Origin of the sequence: Pseudarthrobacter sp. WHRI 8279, from assembly GCF_040224115.2 — a bacterium.
Lineage (GTDB): Bacteria > Actinomycetota > Actinomycetes > Actinomycetales > Micrococcaceae > Arthrobacter.
Map to the genome: position 1 here is coordinate 46,464 of NZ_CP168163.1, position 16,056 is coordinate 62,519.

The window sequence follows — 16,056 nt, forward strand, 5'->3', positions numbered from 1 at the left end:
CGAGAACGCTGTTCCATGACTACAGATAAACAGCGCCAACTCGGCAGGATGCCACCGGCTCCTGAGAGAAGGGGCGGCGGTGCTGGTGTCCGATGCGGCCGAGGTGGCCGAACTCCTCGGAGTTTAGTCCGCTACAGGTGGCCGTCCCCTTTGTGGGGGCGGTCACCGCGGGCGGTCCGCTGTCGTGGCCGGCTTGCGCCGTGGGTTGGCGGCGGCGGACCGCCATTTCGCACACGCGGTGCCGGCGGTCTGGGGGCGCGCGGCCACCGAAGTCTGGGACACCCGTTAGCAGACCCGGGGTGCTGAGGGAGGGTTCGCAGGGCTCACCAGGAAATGGGCGTCCGCTGGCGCGGCCGGCTCTGGGGCCAGTGCCGGCTCCGCAGGGCTCCACCGCCCCTGGCCCTGTCTTGTCTTCGACATTTTGGCTGCTGTCCTGACGGATTGTACGTGTCCGCTCCGGCCCGTCTAGCCCCTCCTTCGTCGGGGCCCGCGGTGCAGGAAATGTCCCTGCGGCGCTCCTTCGTCGCTGATTTCCTCCGGGAATTTCCCGCCCCTTGCCCTCACGGGTAGACAGGCCTCCGTCGGCCACAGCTCCGCAAGCTTCGCCAGCAGCCAAAACAACAAGGGGGGAGAGGGGAAGCTGGCCGGTCACCAAAGCCGCCCCACCCACCATCATCCTCAGCAAAGGACTCTCAAAACCATGACTGATGCAATCCGCATTTCCAGCCCCGCCGACATCCTCGGTTTCATCCCGCACTCCCTCGGGTTCGTACCGCGTGAATCCTTCGTGTTCCTGACCATGCGGGGCAAGACGCTGGGCGCGACACTGCGCGTCGACGCCCCCGCGTCCGCCGAACCCGCAGGTTTCGCCCGCTCCATGGTGGATTACCTCGCACTGGACACGCAGGCCACGGCGGTGCTGCTGGCCATCTACACGGCCACCACCCCCGCGCCCGGGCAGACCCGCCCCTTTCACGACCACGTCGAGGCCGTCATCGAAGCGCTGGACAGCGCAGGGACGCCGCTGCAGGACGCGTGGCTGGTCACCGCGTCGCACTGGCGGAACCTGCTGTGTGACAGCGACGCCGGGTGCTGCCCGCCCGAACCGCTGGAATCCATCACCGACGGACAACTGAATGCGGAACTGGTGTTCCGTGGCAGCAGCTACCAGAAGACGCCCGGCACCACCTACGCACCGTTCGCAGGCCCGGCAGACAGGGAAGAGCAGATCCGTCACGCGCTCACGGGAGTGCTCGGTGCAGAGCTGACTCCGGGCCGGGAACTGTGGGCCCAGGCACTGACCCGGGGCGGCTGGTTGGACCCGGAGACCGCGGTGGAGTTGCTGGCGTGCTTCCAGCGCCCCGACCTGCGCGACACATTGTTCTGCAACGTGATCGACCCGGTGCTGCCGGACGCCGAGGGGAGCGGGAATCTGCTCGTGGGGGAGGGGATCGCCCCGGACTGGGACCGCGTGGACCGGGCACAGGAAACCGCCCGCGACCTCATCGACGCCGCACCCGAAGGGTACCGGGCGCCCCTGCTGACCCTGATCGGATGGCTGGCGTACCTCAAAGGCCAATCATCAGTAGCCGGAGACCACTTCAAGCTCGCCCTGACTGACACGCCGGGCTACCGGCTCGCGGAACTGATGGACCAACTGGTGAGCCGGGGAACCATCGCCCCCGTCGCGAAGAACCAGGACACCGCCTACAATCGGCACCGCTAGAAGGGCGGGGGCCGGGCCGGGGAACCGGTCCGGACCCCGTTGGGTGCGGTGGCGGCCTCCCCCGCATGCGCACTGAGGAGAATTGCAACTGTGGCAGGGCAGTGGTTCCTGGCTTACCCGCATGTTGACGTTCGGCACAGGGCCGGATCTGTATTGGAGGAGATTTGTCGGTTCAATTGCTCTGCCCGTCTCGACCATAGCTTCGGCTATGGCGAGCCTGACGTTCGGAGACAGGTCAGCTGCCGAGAATGAGACTGTGGCAGGGGAGCAGTTCCTGACTTGCCCGCTGCGTGACGTTCGGTGCTTGGTGGATGAATCTGTCTATGCGGAGATCTGTCGGTGCAGCTGTCCTGCCACTCACCTAGGGCGACCGGGCCGGACGGAGTCGTGACTTGATAGGAACGTGCAGCTTAGCTTTTCAGTGCTTTGTCCGCCCGGCCCGGTCAACCGTGCTCGCCAATCACAACCTCGACAGGAATGAGGCGGCATGACTCTCACAACGACACACCCCGCCCGGGCCGTAACCATCGGAGTCGATACTCACCAACTAGTCCACCATGCCGCGGCAGTAGACCAGGACGGGCGAAAACTCGGCGACCGAAAGTTCCCCGCCGGCCTGGACGGATACCGCGAATTGCTTGACTGGGCCGCAAGCTTCGGCATCATCAACGCCTTCGGCGTCGAATGCACCGGCTCCTACGGCGCCGGGTTGACCCGGCACCTGCTCGCGGCAGGGATCGATGTCGTAGAGGTCAACAAGAGCCACTCCCAAGTCCGGCACCGCGTCGGTAAGAGCGATGCTGTCGATGCTGAAGCCGCCGCGCGCAAAGTACTTTCCGGTGAATGCACAGACCCAGCGAAGGACACCACCGGAACGGTGGAAGCAATCCGCAATCTCCACCTTGTCAGAGACTCTGCGATCAAGGCCCGCAGCGCAGCATGTGTTCAGCTGCGCGATGTGCTGATCACCGCACCGGACCATCTCAGAACCAGACTGACCGCCAAAACCCTCGAAGGCAAAGCCACTCAAGCCCGGGCACTACGGCCGGACCTGAGCCGAATCCACGAGCCCGAGCAGGCAGTGAAATACGCCCTCCGGGACCTCGGCCGCCGCATTTACGAACTCACTGCCGAAATCAACGAGGTAGACAAGCACCTCACCCGGCTGGTCTCCGCCGTCGCACCCAACACCCTGGCGCTGCCCCAAGTAGGCCCCGTCAGCGTCGCACAACTACTCATCACCGCAGGCGAAAACTTTGACCGCTTCCGCAACGAAGCCGCCTTCGCCCGGCTCTGCGGCGTCGCACCCATCCCCGTCTCCTCCGGGAAATCGCACCGCATGCGCCTGCACCGCGGAGGCAACCGACAAGCCAACAGAGTCATCTACCTCATTGCCATCTGCCGACTGCGCTACGACCCAAGATCCCAGGCCTACCGCGATCGGAAAAGGGCACAAGGGCACTCATCGGCCGATGCCATCCGCTGCCTCAAACGATTCATCGCCCGCGAGATCTACTACAGCCTCAAGCGAGACCTGCTTCGAACTAACTAAAACCAACCACCTATGCCTCTTTCGCCGGCCCACGGCCCGTCCCGGAAGCTGGCCCAGTGATCACTCCGACGAAATCAGAGGGCTGGCTCGTCCGGAGTGCGGTTCCTCCGCGTAACCACGGCGATGAGTGCCACCAGCGACACGGCGCTCACGGCATACAGGACCCCGCCCCAGGGCGCGTAGTCGCCACCCGATATTAAGAAGGCATCAGCGAGTCCCATGCCGGCCGGAAAGGACGCCATCCAGTGTGCTGGTGCTGCCAGCACCAGTAGCAGCAGGTCAAGGGCGGCAGCAGTTTTCCCCGATATGGAATGCCTGAGCGCAGCAATCAACACTGCTGCGGCCAGCAACGCGCCCGTAATCGCCCAAATGACAACACCAGGCGCCGCAAGGGATTCGTTGGCCCGGTCCATGGCTGCATGAATTTCTCTCAGCGTTGAACCTGGGACGGCAGCCAAAGGGTTCCAAACAAGAATCTGTAGCGCACCCGCCACTGCATAACCCACCACGAGCAGGAAACCCGCCAACGCTATCCACTTGTCAGACTGCTGCCGAAAATCTCCCCCGCGCCCCATAAAAACAGCCCAGCCCGGAGGTTTTAGGTGTAGAGGCCCAACACAGACATGACTGTGATGAGTAGCCCGAAGATTGCGATGGCGTAGCCGACTGCGAGAGCTGCCCGTGCAAACTGGCGCCCTTGGCCACCGTCGCTGTTGATCTGATTGAGGGCAACGTGACCCGCTCCAACAGCGAAAACAGCCAAACTAGTGAAGCCACCAAAAAAGAAGCCGGCTATCGCCACCACCGCGCAGACCAGTGACACGACGGCCATACGGTTATAGCCGGCCACGGCCGGTGAAGCTGCTGATGCTGACATCTAATGAGTCCCCCACTCTTGATCGTTTCGGCGAGTCTACTCCGCGCCCGGGTGCTACAGCCGATGCCATTCCCGACCAATTCAGCTGTTGGTCTTGTCTATAGGAACATCTCCTCCGGCCGCCGATCACGCTGCCGCGGGCGCAGCAACACAAGCGGGAAACGGCCGAACGCCGGGCTACAGTGGAAAAGGAACACGATCCACTAAGAGCCTGGGGGCAGCACATGAGCCACGAGTACATCCTCACGGACGACGACGCCGCACCCGCCGATGCCACCCTCGCGCAGGACATCCTCGAGCTCTCGATGTTGACCATGCCCCAGGCAGGCGCCCCCATCGTCGATATCTCCTGGGAGAAATCCCCGCTGGACCTATAAGTTTCCTGCAGCGAAGACGCTGTGGCGCTGAGTTTCCTTTTGCTGAGGGAAAAACTGAGGCCGGCCCCAAGGGGCCGGCCTCATTTACTTCCAGATTGCATTACTTGTCGTGTCAGCCTTTAAGGCTGGCCTCCGGGATGTCGGAGAACCCCGAGTGATAGCCGCTGTACCCGGCGAACCCGGGGTATCCGGGGTATCCCGGATAGCCTGGATAGCCTGGATAGCCAGGGTAACCACGGTAGGGCTGAAAATCTCGCTTGAGTAGGCGGTTTCCCACGACCGTTCCGAGGTAGTTTCCTTCCTTGTCGGCAGCATCGTTATCGCCCCAAGGGAACCAACCAATCCAATTCCCGCTCTTGTCGAATAGAAACCTGTCGGTTGGATGGCGCCGGAACGCGATGGGGTTGCCTGTGTTATTGAAGTAGAAGACCGTCAATTACTTTCCCTTGCCCTTCTGGGAGAGGGCACTGGCGGCAGCTGTCTTGGAAGCTGCGCTGGTGCGACCGTCCCTTAGGACCTTGCTTGCGGCTGTCGCTGCTTTACTGCTGGTCTGTTTGGTGTTCTTTGGCATTTTATTGTCCTTGCTCGGCTGTATGGGGTCTTCTGGGCCGACAGCGTCGAGTGACCGATGTCGGCCCAGAGTTGGCAACTTTTATCGCCGGACGGGGATGATTCGGATGGTCCGCTTGATACGGACCCGAATCCTTTGAGTAGCCACTGCTACTCTCCTTCCCAGGACCGCCGGGTGCAGAGGAACGCTAACTGCCAATTGGATTGACAGGCCACAGACGCACTCGTAGTCTGTTGTGACGTTCCGGAGCTATGGAAACGACACAAAACAATTCCCTGGACTTTGACGCAGGCAATTTGCCTGCGAGGCATTGGTCCCTATTTGTTTGTGAAAGAAGCGCATGATCGGTTGCACCCGATCGTGCGCTTCTTTCGTAGAGAACACCATTGGGATGAGCTCTGCGTTAACACTACATGTAGTGCAGACACCTCTTCGGAACCCCAAGATGATGTATTACAAGTATGTCATTTAATGCACCGTTAATCCACAGGTAGGACCCCTCAAAAGGCCCGAAATCGCGCTGATTTCGCGGACGGAATCCACACCCTGTGGAGTAGTAAGGCACATTTAACGCCCAGCGTGTTGAGGAAAAGACGGCGTGTCTTAAAGACTGGAATCATTCGCTACGAGCAATTCAGCTATTGTTTTCGCGTTCGACTGGAGTCGGTCAGGCCTTTCCACCGCCACCAGCAGGCACACGCTGGCCCGATACCCGGGCATCGAAGATCGTGCCTCGCTTCGCTCGGGCTGTAAAAGCGCTTGTCTTTTTTGGCTGCTGTCCTGACGGATTGTACGTGTCCGCTCCGGCCCGTCTAGCCCCTCCTTCGTCGGGGCCCGCGGTGCAGGAAATGTCCCTGCGGCGCTCCTTCGTCGCTGATTTCCTCCGGGAATTTCCCGCCCCTTGCCCTCACGGGTAGACAGGCCTCCGTCGGCCACAGCTCCGCAAGCTTCGCCAGCAGCCAAAACAACAAGGGGGGAGAGGGGAAGCTGGCCGGTCACCACGAGCCGCCCACCACCGGCAAACAATGACGAGGGGAGGGGCAATCGGGTCGGTCAGCCCGCACCCGTTTTCACCGCTTGACAGACATAGAAGCGTCGGGGGGAGAGGGGAAGCTGGCCGGTCACCAAAGCCGCGTCCGCATCCGTTTCCACCCGCTTGACAGACATAGAAGCGTCGGGGGGAAAGGGAAGCTGGCCGGTCACCTAGGCCGCCCCACACCCCCCACGTCTCTGCAAGGACAAAAACCATGACTGAAAAACTGACCATCTCCGGTTCCGCTGACCTGCTCGCCGCCGTCCCGCACCTGCTGGGCAACCAGCCCAAGGAGTCGTTTGTCGTGCTGACCTCCCGCTTCGGCACCCTTGGAGCAACCCTCCGCATGGACGCACCGGCAGAGGCAGCACCACTGGATTACGCCCAAATGATGGCAACCTACGCCGCCAACGACGAGAAGGCCACGGGCAGCTTCGTGATCGTTTACACCGACGAGAAACCGGCCTACGGCTTCCCCTACGCCGCCCACGTGCTCGCACTCAGGACCGAGCTGGCCACGGCACGGATGCCCGTAAAGAAGGTCTTCCTCGTGACGGGCACCTACTGGGCAACCTACGGAACTCCGGAGAAGAACTCGCTGGATGAAATCCGCGACAGCAACGCCAATGTCACCTTGACCTATTTCGGATCCGCCCCCGATATCGACGTCTACAACCCGGAACTGCTGAACACGTAGGTCGGGGCACCCTCCAAGATCCGGAACGTCCGATCCAGCGCCGCGAACACGCTCGGCGCTGTCCGGTGCCGCAGCGCAATCACGATCCGAAACCGGCACCACGCCAGCCAGGCCACGAACAACACCGTCTTGCGCTCGTCGATGACGGGCCCGTCGCCGAAATCGTACTGCATCCATTGGCCATCTTGCTCTCCGCACAACAGAAACGTATTATGATTGGAAGAGTAGGTTCGCCTAGGGTCGGCCTAGGGTCGAAGGAGACCACCCATGGATTCGAGCAACACCGGAACATCTGAGGCGGTACAGGCCGCGACGCTCGCAGCTTTCGATAAGCGCGCGGCCGAGCAATACCTGCGCGGCCAGTGGATCGCCGAGGAACACCTCATGCGCGCGATCGGGGGCCCGCGCCCCGCCGGCGTACCGTTCCGCTGGTCGTGGGACGACGTGAAGGTTGCCCTCGATGAAGCGACCACCGCGCTCGGCCCGGTCGACACGGCCCGTCGCCATCTGACCTTCATCAACCCGGGGCTGGTGGACCGCGGCAGCGCCACTACCCACACCATCTCGGCGGGCTTCCAGCTCGTCAAACCTGGCGAAGTCTGCTGGTCGCATCGACACACCATGGGTGCGGTTCGCTTCGTGACGAAAGGTCACCCGGACGCCTTCACGACCGTCGACGGCGAGCGGCTGGCAATGGAGGACTTCGACCTTCTCATCACTCCGCGCTTCGCTTGGCACGATCACCACAACCCGAGCGACACCGACGTGGTGTGGCTCGACGGTCTCGACATCGGCCTGCTGTTCGCACTCGGACAGGTCTTCTACGAGCCCTACGGTGATGACAGCCAGAACGTGCGCCCGTCGTCGAGCGAGGGCATCGGCACGCGCAGCCACTGGCTGCGCCCGACGTGGGAGCGCGGCCGCGACAGCCGCCTGCCGATCCGTTACCCGTGGGCCGAGGCCAAGGCGCGACTCGACCTCTACGATCTCTCAGCCGGGAATGAGTTCGACGGACTCGCCCTGCGCTACGCCAACCCCGTGACGGGCGGGCCCACCATGCCGACCATGGACTGCTGGGTGCAGCGTCTCGCCCCCGGGTTCGATGGCCGCACGCACCGCCGTTCATCGAGCGCGATCACCTACGTCATCTCGGGTTCGGGCACGATGCAGACTGACACCGAGACGATCACGTTCTCGGCAGGTGATGTCATCACGCTCCCGAACTGGACGAACTTCCGGTGGACGAACGACTCCGCCACCGAGCCGGTTCAGCTCTTCTCGATGCATGACATTCCCGCGCTGCAGGCGTTCGGACTGCTCTATGAAGAGCCCGAGTCGATCCTCAACGCGACCCCTGCGCCCGCGAATCCCTCGCCCTCGCTCAAGCCGATCTACCGTCCCGGCGCGTTCTACGACCAGGACGAACTGTGACAGGTCGCACGGTCAGCTCCTCCGACATCGTCGGGCTGGTCGGCATCGTACCGACTCCCTCCAAGCCGGGAGCCGACCGTGCGGACGCGATCGACACCGTCGACCTCGAAGAGACCGCGCGCATGGTCGAGCTCATCGTCGCTTCCGGTGTTGACGTGCTGCTGACCAATGGCACCTTCGGCGAAGTCGCTACCCTCACTTATGAAGAACTACTGGCGTTCAACGACACGGTCATCCGTACGGTCGCTAATCGCATCCCCGTCTTCTGCGGGGCCTCGACGCTGAACACCCGCGACACGATCGCCCGCAGCCTCGCCCTGATGGGGCTCGGTGCGGACGGTCTGTTCGTCGGGCGACCAATGTGGCTGCCTCTCGACGACGAGCAGCTGGTGTCCTACTACGCGGCCGTGTGCGATGCCGTTCCGGCTGCCGCCGTCGTCGTCTACGACAACTCTGGAGTGTTCAAGGGCAAAATCTCCTCCGCCGCCTACGCGGCGCTGGCGGAGATCCCGCAGATCGTGGCATCGAAGCATCTCGGCGTACTGTCGGGCAGTGACGCCTACGCGAACGACCTGGCCGCTGTAAAAGGCCGCTTTCCTCTGTTGCCCACCGCGGACAACTGGCTCCCCTCACTCGAGGCCTTCCCAGGCGAGGTGCCGGCGGCTTGGAGCGGTGACGTGGCCTGCGGCCCCGAACCCGTGATGGCGCTCCGCCGTGCGATCGTGGAGGGACTCTGGGACGACGCCCGTACCGTGCACGAAGACATCGCGTGGGCCATGGAGCCCCTGTTCCCGGGCGGCGACATAAGTAAGTTCATGCCATACAGCATCCAGATCGACCGGGCCGAGTTCGAGGCCGCCGGTTACATCGTGCCCGGCCCCAGCCGGCATCCCTACGGCACCGCCCCAGCCGCCTACCTCGAAGGGGGCGCGGAGGTTGGCCGCCGTTGGGCGGGCATTCGCCAGAAGTACGTCGCAACTCTCGCCGAACCCGATCACCCGATCACCCAATCGCTCCACCCGCAGTAGAGCCGCGACTGCCTCAGCTGTGGGCAGAGCGGTCGTCTGATTATTCACATTACGGATCAACGGGGATCCCGTCTGAGTGACGACCTTCCCGGTGATTTCTAGATTGGAAAGGCGCCACCATCATGAACACAGTCCCCACACCTCCGACGGGCGTCCGTGCCTTCGTAGACTCGCTGCCCATCGGCCGGCGCCAGCGCATCATCGTGCTGATAATGTTCTTCGTCATGATCGCTGATGGCATGGACATCACAATTGTCAGCCATCTCTTTCCTCCGGTCATCCGCGACTGGGGCGTGCCAATTTCGGCGGTCACCCTCGTTGTCTCCGGCGGGGTCGTCGCAATGGCGATCGGAGCACTGGTCTCCGGCCCGCTCGCCGACCGCTGGGGCCGGAAGGGCGTGACGGTGGTCGGCTTCGTTTTGTTCTGCCTTGCCACTGCCGGGCTCGGACTGACAGGCGACATCTACTCTTTCGCGGCCTTCAGAATCATCTCGTGCTTCGGGCTCGGGGCCGTGATGCCGGTCGCTCTCACGATCGTCGCCGATTGGGTGCCCGCGGCAAGGCGGGCCCAGATGGTCAGCATCGCCTTCGCCGGTGTCGGACTCGGCAGCATCATCGGCGCTTACCTGGCTGCGGCTGTCATTCCCACACTGGGTTGGCAGGTCATGGTGCTGATCGCGGGCCTGACGCCTCTGATCATCCTGCCGTTCTTCATCGTGCTCGTGCCCGAACCGGCCATCATCTCTGTTTCGCGCGGCATTCCGGAAGCCCGCATCCGAAGCGCCCTCGCTCTCGTGGCGCCCGACCGCGACATCGCGGGTGTGGATCTCACCCGTGCGGGTCTCACCCTCGGTGCCGGCGAGGCGCGCGCGAAGGCTTTGTTCGCCGAGATACTGTCGCGGCCACTACTCGGAGTGACCCTGCTGATCTGGGGAGTGTTCTTCGTGGTGCAGGGGTCGGGCCTGCTGGTTCTGCAGTACATGCCGGTTCTTCTCCAGGCCCCCTCCCCCGGTCTGTCGACGGCCGAGAGCGGACTGATCGTCGCCATGTACGGCTGGGGCGCCTTGATCGGCCAGTTCGCGATCGCGTTCATCCTAAAGCGCTTTGATCGCTTCATCGCTCTGGCAGGTGTCACCCTCTGGGGCGTGATAGGCCTGCTGATCGTGGCCGCCTTCGGCACCGGCTTCGGCTTCTTCGGCTACTTCGCGCTGCTGTTCGCGATCGGATTGTCGCTCCCCGCGGGTGCGGCTGCCATGCAATCCATCACTACACTGGCCTACCCGGACCAGTTCCGAGCGACGGGAATGGGGTCGGCAGGATTCGCTGGTCGGCTCGGTACCCTGACCTATGGTGCACTCGGCGGGACCCTGATTGGCGCGGGCTTTGGCCTCACCACGATCTCGCTCGTGCTCGCCGTTCCGCTCGCCGTCTCGATTGGTCTAGTCTTCGGTCTGCGCGCCCTGTCCCGGCGTGCCGGGATCGCCGCAGAACCGCAGCAAATTCCCCCGGAGGTGGCCGATGCTGTTGTCAGCACCTGAGCTCGGTCACACGACGTCGCTATATACACCGCGCCGGCAGAGGCCCCGGCGTCCGGGCACTACCGCAGGCTCACAGGAAGGATATGGTTCGATAGCGGACCTCATTGAAGCCGCGGTGCTGCGGGAAGTGAAACGAATGCAGCGCAAACATAACCAGGGCAGAATGTGGGAGCCGGTACCAGCCGGTGCACTACGTCCGGGTAGACGGACTCTCAACGAAGAGAGACACCGGGCCTGAATAGATTTCCTTTCGCAGGGACAACAAGAAAGATAACGGGGCCGGGAACTGTGTGGTGCGGTTTCCGGCCCCACCTTCACGCATGGAACCCACCACCGATACTGTATTACATTATTACCAATTCTGTAGTACAATATAAGTGTGGCGATTCGATGGACAGACAGCGCAGCGAAGCACGGCATCGACCAGAGCGATGCACTGTTCGCAATGCAGAACTTCCTCTACCGGATCGAAAAGTTTGACGAACCGCGCATAGAGGGCGGTCAACGCCCGGACCTGTTCATCAACCCGTCACGAAACCGCCAGATGATGCTTGAAGTCATGGCGATCATCACCCCGCCGGCAGACATTCTGATCTTCCATGTGATGGAAGCCCGGAGGAAAATCATCGACATTGCAGAAGAGAGGCAGTGATGACCAGGACCAACGAACCAGCACTGACCAGCCAGGAACAGGAACGCTACCACCGGCTGGCAGAGTCGGCCGAGAACATGGATACCCTGCCCGAAGGCGCCGTGATCACCAAGAGCAACGGCCCAGGAGCCGGCCAGGCACTACTGGAAGCCGCTCTCGGATCACCGGAAGCCGTGCAACGCTCCGTGGGCCGTCCTTCACTAAGCGGCAAGGCAGCCCCGGCGCCAGTGCGCTCCTACCGGCTGACGGAGGAACTACTGCGCGAGCTGGGGGAGCGGGCCGAAGCTGAACACCGCAAACCCAGCGAGATTGTGCGCGAGGCACTGCACCAGTACCTGCACCGGGCATCTTAGGAGCCAGGCCCGCTTAGCTCTCCTGCCGGTAGCAGCCCAACCATCCCCATATCTCGACACCGCCACAGTCGCTGCGGCCCGTACCGCCGAGCTGGGGGGGACCATCGAGGGAGGCCCTAGCTGTATTGACCTGAGAGGTTAGTAACACGGCTGATCGGTGGCTGACCTTTGAGTGAGGTGTGGCCTCGATGATGATTGTAGTGATGGAGCCAGCCGGCGAAAGCAGCAACACGCTCGGCCTCTGAGCGGTACGGGCGGGCGTAGGCCCATTCATCGAGCATGGTGCGGTTGTAGCGCTCGACTTTGCCGTTGGTTTGAGGCCTGTAGGGGCGGGTGCGTTTGTGGCTGATCTTCGGGCCCAGCGCGTCCTGGAACGCGTAGGACCGGTAGCAGGAGCCGTTGTCCGTCAACACCCGTTTGACGACGATTCCGTGGGATTCGAAATAAGCGTTGGCGCGGTCCCAGAACCCGGCGGCGGTGTCCTTTTTCTCATCGGCCAGGATCTCGGTGTAGGCGAGCCGGGAATGGTCATCAACGGCGTTGTGCAAGAACGCGTAGCCCGGTCGCCGGTTCGCCGCCGTTCCGGTCTTATTCCGCCTGCCGGCGGCCCTGCCCAGGCTCCGGTGACGCCGCCGTCCGGGATCCGCCCGAGTTTCTTGATGTCCACGTGGACCAGCTCCCCGGGTCTGTGGTGCTCGTACCGGCGGATCACTCTGCCGGTTGCCCTGTCCAGCCACGACAGCCTGGCCAGCCCGTACCTGGACAGGACCCGGTGCACCGTGGACGGGTGGATCCCCAGCAGGTAACCGATCCGCGCCGGACCCCAGCGGCGGTTGACCCTGATCGCGATGATCCGCCGCTCCCGCTGCGGACAGGTTCTCCGGGGTGAGGTGCGGGGCCGGCTCGACACATCCTGCATGCCCGGCTCGCCATGCTCGCGGTAGCGGGCCGCCCACCGCGCCGCAGTCGTGACGGATACTTGGAAACGCTCAGCCGCCCGACGCAGCGGCCACCCATCCTCGACGATGCACCGGGCCAGTCGGAGCATGCCCTTCGGCGTCAGGATCGCGTTAGCATGGGACATTGAAGACCTCCTTGTGGATCGGACTCTTAGACAAGCCCCACTCCACTCGGAGGTCTTCTTTTTGTCACCTATCCACGCCGCGCGTTCCTAACGTTCGTGGTCAATACACCTAGCCGGCCTCCCTGCCAAGGAGTGAGATAAGCAACGCAAACGTTCAACGCCACCGGCCCGCCGAGAGGGCAAATGGTGGGTTATCGAGATTCCAGAACTTGGGCAAACCACCCAGGCCCGGAACGTCGCAGAAATTCAAGAAATGGCAACGGACCTCGCGGCCATTATCCGAAACGTGGACCCCTCAGAGGTTCAGGTCACCGTCGGCATCAACGCTAAAGAAGCACGCACTAGATACGCCCAGGATCAACGCAGCTATCTCTCATCCGGCGCGGCAGGAGTACCCGGGCCGCCCCACACCCAGCCCTCGCGCTGGTTACTCTCATGAAACGTCAGTAGGCTGGAGGACCGCACCACCCCCATATGGTGCGAGTGATGAGGGTTGTCCGAGACTGCGGCTCTTGGTGCCGGTGCCCTTGGAAGTTGCCCCCAGCTATCCAAGTCACCGGCACCACTACGTTAAAGCCCAGCCCGGATATCTACCCGGCCCGAGGTTTACTGATCGGTGCGAATCATGATCAGCGCGGACCCTTTCGGGATCTGCGCTTCCAGAGCTTCGCGGGCCTCATCGTAGGTTGCACCGCTGGCAGTAATCCGACTTGTCTCAGTCTCGCTACCGCTGCGCACAGTTCCCGTCAGCTCCACTTTCACACTTCACCATCTACCGCATTGGCTGTTGACTGTTAGTTCAGAATGGCGGTTTTTCACAGCTTAGTTTGGCGGTTGCTCGTCCTATAAGCCGATCCTCCAATGGACACTTAGGCCGCACCACGGCCCGCACCTGATGGCTCGTTCCTTAATGCAGCGCCTTCAGTCCAACGACGCCGACGACAATCATGGCCAGAAACAAGATCTTCAGCACAGACACAGATTCCGCACCGGTGGCCATGGCATAAACGACGGTCAAAACCGCTCCGATTCCCACCCACACTGCGTACGACGTAGCGAGGGGAAGCTCTCGCATGGCATAGGCGAGGCCGCCCATACTGAGGATGAGTGCAATGGCGAAGGCGATTGAAGGGCCTGGGCGGCTGAAGCCCTCGGACTTGCCCAAGGCAGTCGCCCACACGGCCTCTAGAACACCTGAAATAACGAGCACAATCCACGGCATGACGATCTCTCGTGGGCCGTCTTGTCGCACACCGGGTACGGCACCCATCGTCCGGGAGCCTACGTTCGAGGCTCCTTTTTAAGATCGCACGCCCGGCAAGTGGGGGCAAGCCCGGTTGCACGCGGCAGGAGTCCATGTGCCGTAACCGACGGTTTCCGAGAGGCCCTTCGGCTAGTCGGGACACGCCAGAATTGACCGCCTCGTTCCCCGTGCCCGGCTGTCTCCTCGAAATCCGTCCAGTAGGCCTTGCCGATGACGGTGTCACCGTCGAGCAGCTCGTAGCGTTGGCGGGCAGGATCGTTCCGGACCGTGATGGTGGCCTGCGGTTCCATAGTCGCTCCCTAATGTGCTTGCTTTCTGAGGTGCTTACCGGGGCTGGTGGTCGGGTCAGGCGCGGGGGCGCAGTCGGACCGAGGGCATGCCCGGGGCCGGCAGCGGGGCCGGCTGGCCGCCCGGGTAGGGACCGAATCGCGGGTAGGCAGCGCCGTCGTCGTAAATGCCGGCGGCGGGCGCGGTGGCCGGTTCGACGTCGATCTCGGCCTGCCACGCCGCGCGGTAGGCGAGGACCTCCTCGTGGGTGCGCCCAACAAAGTTCCACCACATCACGATCTGCTCTCCCAGCGGCTCCCCGCCGATAAGCACCAGCCGCACCGGGTCCGGTCCGGCCTCCAGCACCAGCGACCGCTGGCCGATGGGCAGGTAAGCCAAGTGGTCCACGGGTATCGGCGAACCGTTGAGGGTTAGGTCCCCGGCATCGAGCAGCACCCCATGCTCAAAGCCCGGATCCAGGTCCAGTTCCAGCCGTGCTCCGGGCTCCAGGGTTATCGAGGCGGCCAGCAGCGGCGGGGTGTAGGTCTTGACCGGGGAAGCGGATCCGGCGAGTGAGCCCACAAAGACCCGCAGCGCCGTTCCCTCACCCGTGACCGGAGTCGGTGCATAGTGCTCGAAAGCCGGGGGCATGTGCCGGGTTGCGTCGGGCAAGGCGTACCACAGCTGAACCCCGTGCAGGAGCGTGGTCTCTGGAGTGGAAAATTCTTGATGGGAAATCCCGCGTCCGGCGATCATGAGGTTGAGCTCGCCGGGGCGAACGAGCGCCTCGGCGCCGGAGGAGTTTCGATGGGAAATTCCACCAGTGAACAGCAGGCTGACGGTAGCCAAACCGGTGTGCGGGTGCCGGGGCACCCTCATTCCGCCGGACTGAGAGATCGGGTCGGGACCATAATGGTCCAGAAAGCACCATGACCCGATCAGGCTGCGCTGACGCTGCGGCAGGGTCCGGCGCACGGTCATTGCCCGCGGCCCGCCCAGCGGCACGTCCCGGGGGACAGTAGCTCCGCGGCGAACGGCGCGGTGCTCTCCGCGCACACGATTTCCTCGGGGTTTACATCCAGGTTTGTCACGATTCTGCTCCCGCAACGGCCGGACGGGTGGAGGTATTCGCGCGGGGCCGCACGGGATGTCGGGACAGGATCGAGACCCGGTTGAACGCGTTCATGGTGACCGCTGCCCACTGCAATGCCGGCCACTGCGCATCACTGAGCTGCAGGCGGGCCGCGGCCAGCTCCCTCACGCGCGTATCAGCGTCGGGCAGGACGGTGGCGGCCTCGCCGATGGCCAGCGCGGCCCGCTCCACGTCGGTGAACACCGCGGCCTCCCGCCACGTGGGCAGCACGGCCAGCTGCTGGCCGGTGACTCCGACCTCGCCGGCGTCGCAGCTGTGCAGATACAGGCAGTAAGCACAGCCGTTGAGCTGGGAGATCCGTACATTGACCAGCTCCACCACAGACCGGGACAGCCCCGCCTCCCCGGCCGCGGCGGCGACCTTCAGTGCCAGACCATTGAGCGCCTGCCAGCTGCCGGCATCGGACTTGTCCAGGAAAAAGAGGTCACTGGTGGTCATAGTGCTCCTTGTTCG

General features: G+C 63.2%; 15 protein-coding genes, 4 pseudogenes and 1 riboswitch. Of the genes and pseudogenes, 11 read left to right on the forward strand and 8 right to left on the reverse strand.

Annotated features, from left to right (window positions below; all coding sequences use genetic code 11):
• Positions 1–25: 25 nt before the first annotated feature.
• The 3 genes and pseudogenes from ABRP28_RS20225 to ABRP28_RS20235 all read left to right on the forward strand — a co-directional run.
• Positions 26–127 (forward strand): annotated as a pseudogene (locus ABRP28_RS20225) (DNA-protecting protein DprA); the annotation flags it as partial.
• Between the two features lie 573 nt (positions 128–700).
• Positions 701–1,726, forward strand: coding sequence for a DUF4192 domain-containing protein (locus ABRP28_RS20230; RefSeq protein WP_350005419.1), 1,026 nt, complete (start codon positions 701–703; stop codon positions 1,724–1,726).
• Positions 1,727–2,213: 487 nt separating this feature from the next.
• Positions 2,214–3,278: an IS110 family transposase gene (locus ABRP28_RS20235; protein WP_350005421.1), complete on the forward strand. Its 1,065-nt coding sequence runs from the start codon at positions 2,214–2,216 to the stop codon at positions 3,276–3,278.
• Positions 3,279–3,352: 74 nt separating this feature from the next.
• Here ABRP28_RS20235 and ABRP28_RS20240 read toward each other — a convergent pair whose 3' ends face one another.
• Entirely contained in the window at positions 3,353–3,691 is a 339-nt protein-coding gene (locus ABRP28_RS20240; protein WP_350005423.1) for a hypothetical protein, read from the reverse strand.
• A gap of 185 nt (positions 3,692–3,876) precedes the next feature.
• Positions 3,877–4,155 carry a DUF4190 domain-containing protein gene (locus tag ABRP28_RS20245; RefSeq protein ID WP_350005425.1) on the reverse strand — a complete coding sequence of 93 codons (279 nt, stop codon included), beginning with the start codon at positions 4,153–4,155 and terminating at the stop codon, positions 3,877–3,879.
• 224 nt (positions 4,156–4,379) lie between these two features.
• On the opposite strand from ABRP28_RS20245, the gene ABRP28_RS20250 reads away from it, so the two are divergent.
• Positions 4,380–4,532 carry a hypothetical protein gene (locus ABRP28_RS20250; protein ID WP_350005427.1) on the forward strand — a complete coding sequence of 51 codons (153 nt, stop codon included), beginning with the start codon at positions 4,380–4,382 and terminating at the stop codon, positions 4,530–4,532.
• A 112-nt stretch (positions 4,533–4,644) separates the two neighbouring features.
• On the opposite strand, the gene ABRP28_RS20255 is transcribed toward ABRP28_RS20250, so the two are convergent.
• Positions 4,645–4,968, reverse strand: coding sequence for a hypothetical protein (locus tag ABRP28_RS20255; protein WP_350005429.1), 324 nt, complete (start codon positions 4,966–4,968; stop codon positions 4,645–4,647).
• A gap of 1,382 nt (positions 4,969–6,350) precedes the next feature.
• On the opposite strand from ABRP28_RS20255, the gene ABRP28_RS20260 reads away from it, so the two are divergent.
• Positions 6,351–6,833, forward strand: a complete 483-nt coding sequence (locus tag ABRP28_RS20260; RefSeq protein ID WP_169998729.1) for a DUF4192 family protein — start codon at positions 6,351–6,353, stop codon at positions 6,831–6,833.
• Here ABRP28_RS20260 and ABRP28_RS20265 read toward each other — a convergent pair.
• Positions 6,815–7,021, reverse strand: a pseudogene (locus ABRP28_RS20265) (IS21 family transposase); the annotation flags it as partial. The gene ABRP28_RS20260 and the pseudogene ABRP28_RS20265 overlap by 19 nt on opposite strands.
• 79 nt (positions 7,022–7,100) lie before the next feature.
• On the opposite strand from ABRP28_RS20265, the gene ABRP28_RS20270 reads away from it, so the two are divergent.
• The 6 genes from ABRP28_RS20270 (at position 7,101) to ABRP28_RS20295 (ending at position 11,835) form a co-directional block, all read left to right on the forward strand.
• Positions 7,101–8,264, forward strand: a complete 1,164-nt coding sequence (locus tag ABRP28_RS20270) for a cupin domain-containing protein (RefSeq protein ID WP_169998731.1) — start codon at positions 7,101–7,103, stop codon at positions 8,262–8,264.
• The gene (locus tag ABRP28_RS20275) at positions 8,261–9,292 is read left to right on the forward strand and encodes a dihydrodipicolinate synthase family protein (protein WP_169998732.1); all 1,032 of its coding nucleotides are present in this window, start codon (positions 8,261–8,263) and stop codon (positions 9,290–9,292) included. The genes ABRP28_RS20270 and ABRP28_RS20275 overlap by 4 nt, the downstream gene beginning before the upstream one ends.
• Positions 9,293–9,414: 122 nt before the next feature.
• The gene (locus ABRP28_RS20280; RefSeq protein ID WP_169998734.1) at positions 9,415–10,830 is read left to right on the forward strand and encodes an aromatic acid/H+ symport family MFS transporter; all 1,416 of its coding nucleotides are present in this window, start codon (positions 9,415–9,417) and stop codon (positions 10,828–10,830) included.
• Positions 10,811–11,068 (forward strand): hypothetical protein, encoded by a 258-nt coding sequence (locus ABRP28_RS20285; RefSeq protein ID WP_081459845.1) that lies wholly within the window; start codon positions 10,811–10,813, stop codon positions 11,066–11,068. The genes ABRP28_RS20280 and ABRP28_RS20285 overlap by 20 nt, the downstream gene beginning before the upstream one ends.
• A gap of 141 nt (positions 11,069–11,209) precedes the next feature.
• Positions 11,210–11,482 carry a hypothetical protein gene (locus tag ABRP28_RS20290; RefSeq protein ID WP_041652101.1) on the forward strand — a complete coding sequence of 91 codons (273 nt, stop codon included), beginning with the start codon at positions 11,210–11,212 and terminating at the stop codon, positions 11,480–11,482.
• On the forward strand, positions 11,482–11,835 hold the full coding sequence (locus ABRP28_RS20295) for a ribbon-helix-helix domain-containing protein (RefSeq protein WP_350005433.1): 354 nt from the start codon (positions 11,482–11,484) through the stop codon (positions 11,833–11,835). The genes ABRP28_RS20290 and ABRP28_RS20295 overlap by 1 nt, the downstream gene beginning before the upstream one ends.
• Before the next feature lie 116 nt (positions 11,836–11,951).
• Here ABRP28_RS20295 and ABRP28_RS20300 read toward each other — a convergent pair.
• From ABRP28_RS20300 to ABRP28_RS20315, 4 genes and pseudogenes are all read right to left on the reverse strand, one after another.
• Positions 11,952–12,919 (reverse strand): annotated as a pseudogene (locus ABRP28_RS20300) (IS481 family transposase).
• A gap of 907 nt (positions 12,920–13,826) precedes the next feature.
• Entirely contained in the window at positions 13,827–14,141 is a 315-nt protein-coding gene (locus tag ABRP28_RS20305; protein ID WP_350005435.1) for a multidrug efflux SMR transporter, read from the reverse strand.
• 10 nt (positions 14,142–14,151) lie between these two features.
• Positions 14,152–14,218: riboswitch (guanidine-III (ykkC-III) riboswitch) on the reverse strand.
• 310 nt (positions 14,219–14,528) lie between these two features.
• Positions 14,529–15,541: pseudogene (locus ABRP28_RS20310) on the reverse strand (pirin family protein).
• On the reverse strand, positions 15,538–16,041 hold the full coding sequence (locus ABRP28_RS20315) for a carboxymuconolactone decarboxylase family protein (protein ID WP_350005439.1): 504 nt from the start codon (positions 16,039–16,041) through the stop codon (positions 15,538–15,540). The pseudogene ABRP28_RS20310 and the gene ABRP28_RS20315 overlap by 4 nt, the downstream one beginning before the upstream one ends.
• Between the last annotated feature and the right edge of the window lie 15 nt (positions 16,042–16,056).

Coding starts and splice junctions, on each gene's coding strand:
- ABRP28_RS20250 (WP_350005427.1), top strand. CDS start 4,380: ATGAGCCACGAGTACATCCTCACGGACGACGACGCCGCACCCGCCGAT.
- ABRP28_RS20270 (WP_169998731.1), top strand. CDS start 7,101: ATGGATTCGAGCAACACCGGAACATCTGAGGCGGTACAGGCCGCGACG.
- ABRP28_RS20295 (WP_350005433.1), top strand. CDS start 11,482: ATGACCAGGACCAACGAACCAGCACTGACCAGCCAGGAACAGGAACGC.
- ABRP28_RS20280 (WP_169998734.1), top strand. CDS start 9,415: ATGAACACAGTCCCCACACCTCCGACGGGCGTCCGTGCCTTCGTAGAC.
- ABRP28_RS20305 (WP_350005435.1), bottom strand. CDS start 14,141: ATGCCGTGGATTGTGCTCGTTATTTCAGGTGTTCTAGAGGCCGTGTGG.
- ABRP28_RS20230 (WP_350005419.1), top strand. CDS start 701: ATGACTGATGCAATCCGCATTTCCAGCCCCGCCGACATCCTCGGTTTC.
- ABRP28_RS20245 (WP_350005425.1), bottom strand. CDS start 4,155: ATGTCAGCATCAGCAGCTTCACCGGCCGTGGCCGGCTATAACCGTATG.
- ABRP28_RS20240 (WP_350005423.1), bottom strand. CDS start 3,691: ATGGACCGGGCCAACGAATCCCTTGCGGCGCCTGGTGTTGTCATTTGG.
- ABRP28_RS20315 (WP_350005439.1), bottom strand. CDS start 16,041: ATGACCACCAGTGACCTCTTTTTCCTGGACAAGTCCGATGCCGGCAGC.
- ABRP28_RS20235 (WP_350005421.1), top strand. CDS start 2,214: ATGACTCTCACAACGACACACCCCGCCCGGGCCGTAACCATCGGAGTC.
- ABRP28_RS20260 (WP_169998729.1), top strand. CDS start 6,351: ATGACTGAAAAACTGACCATCTCCGGTTCCGCTGACCTGCTCGCCGCC.
- ABRP28_RS20285 (WP_081459845.1), top strand. CDS start 10,811: ATGCTGTTGTCAGCACCTGAGCTCGGTCACACGACGTCGCTATATACA.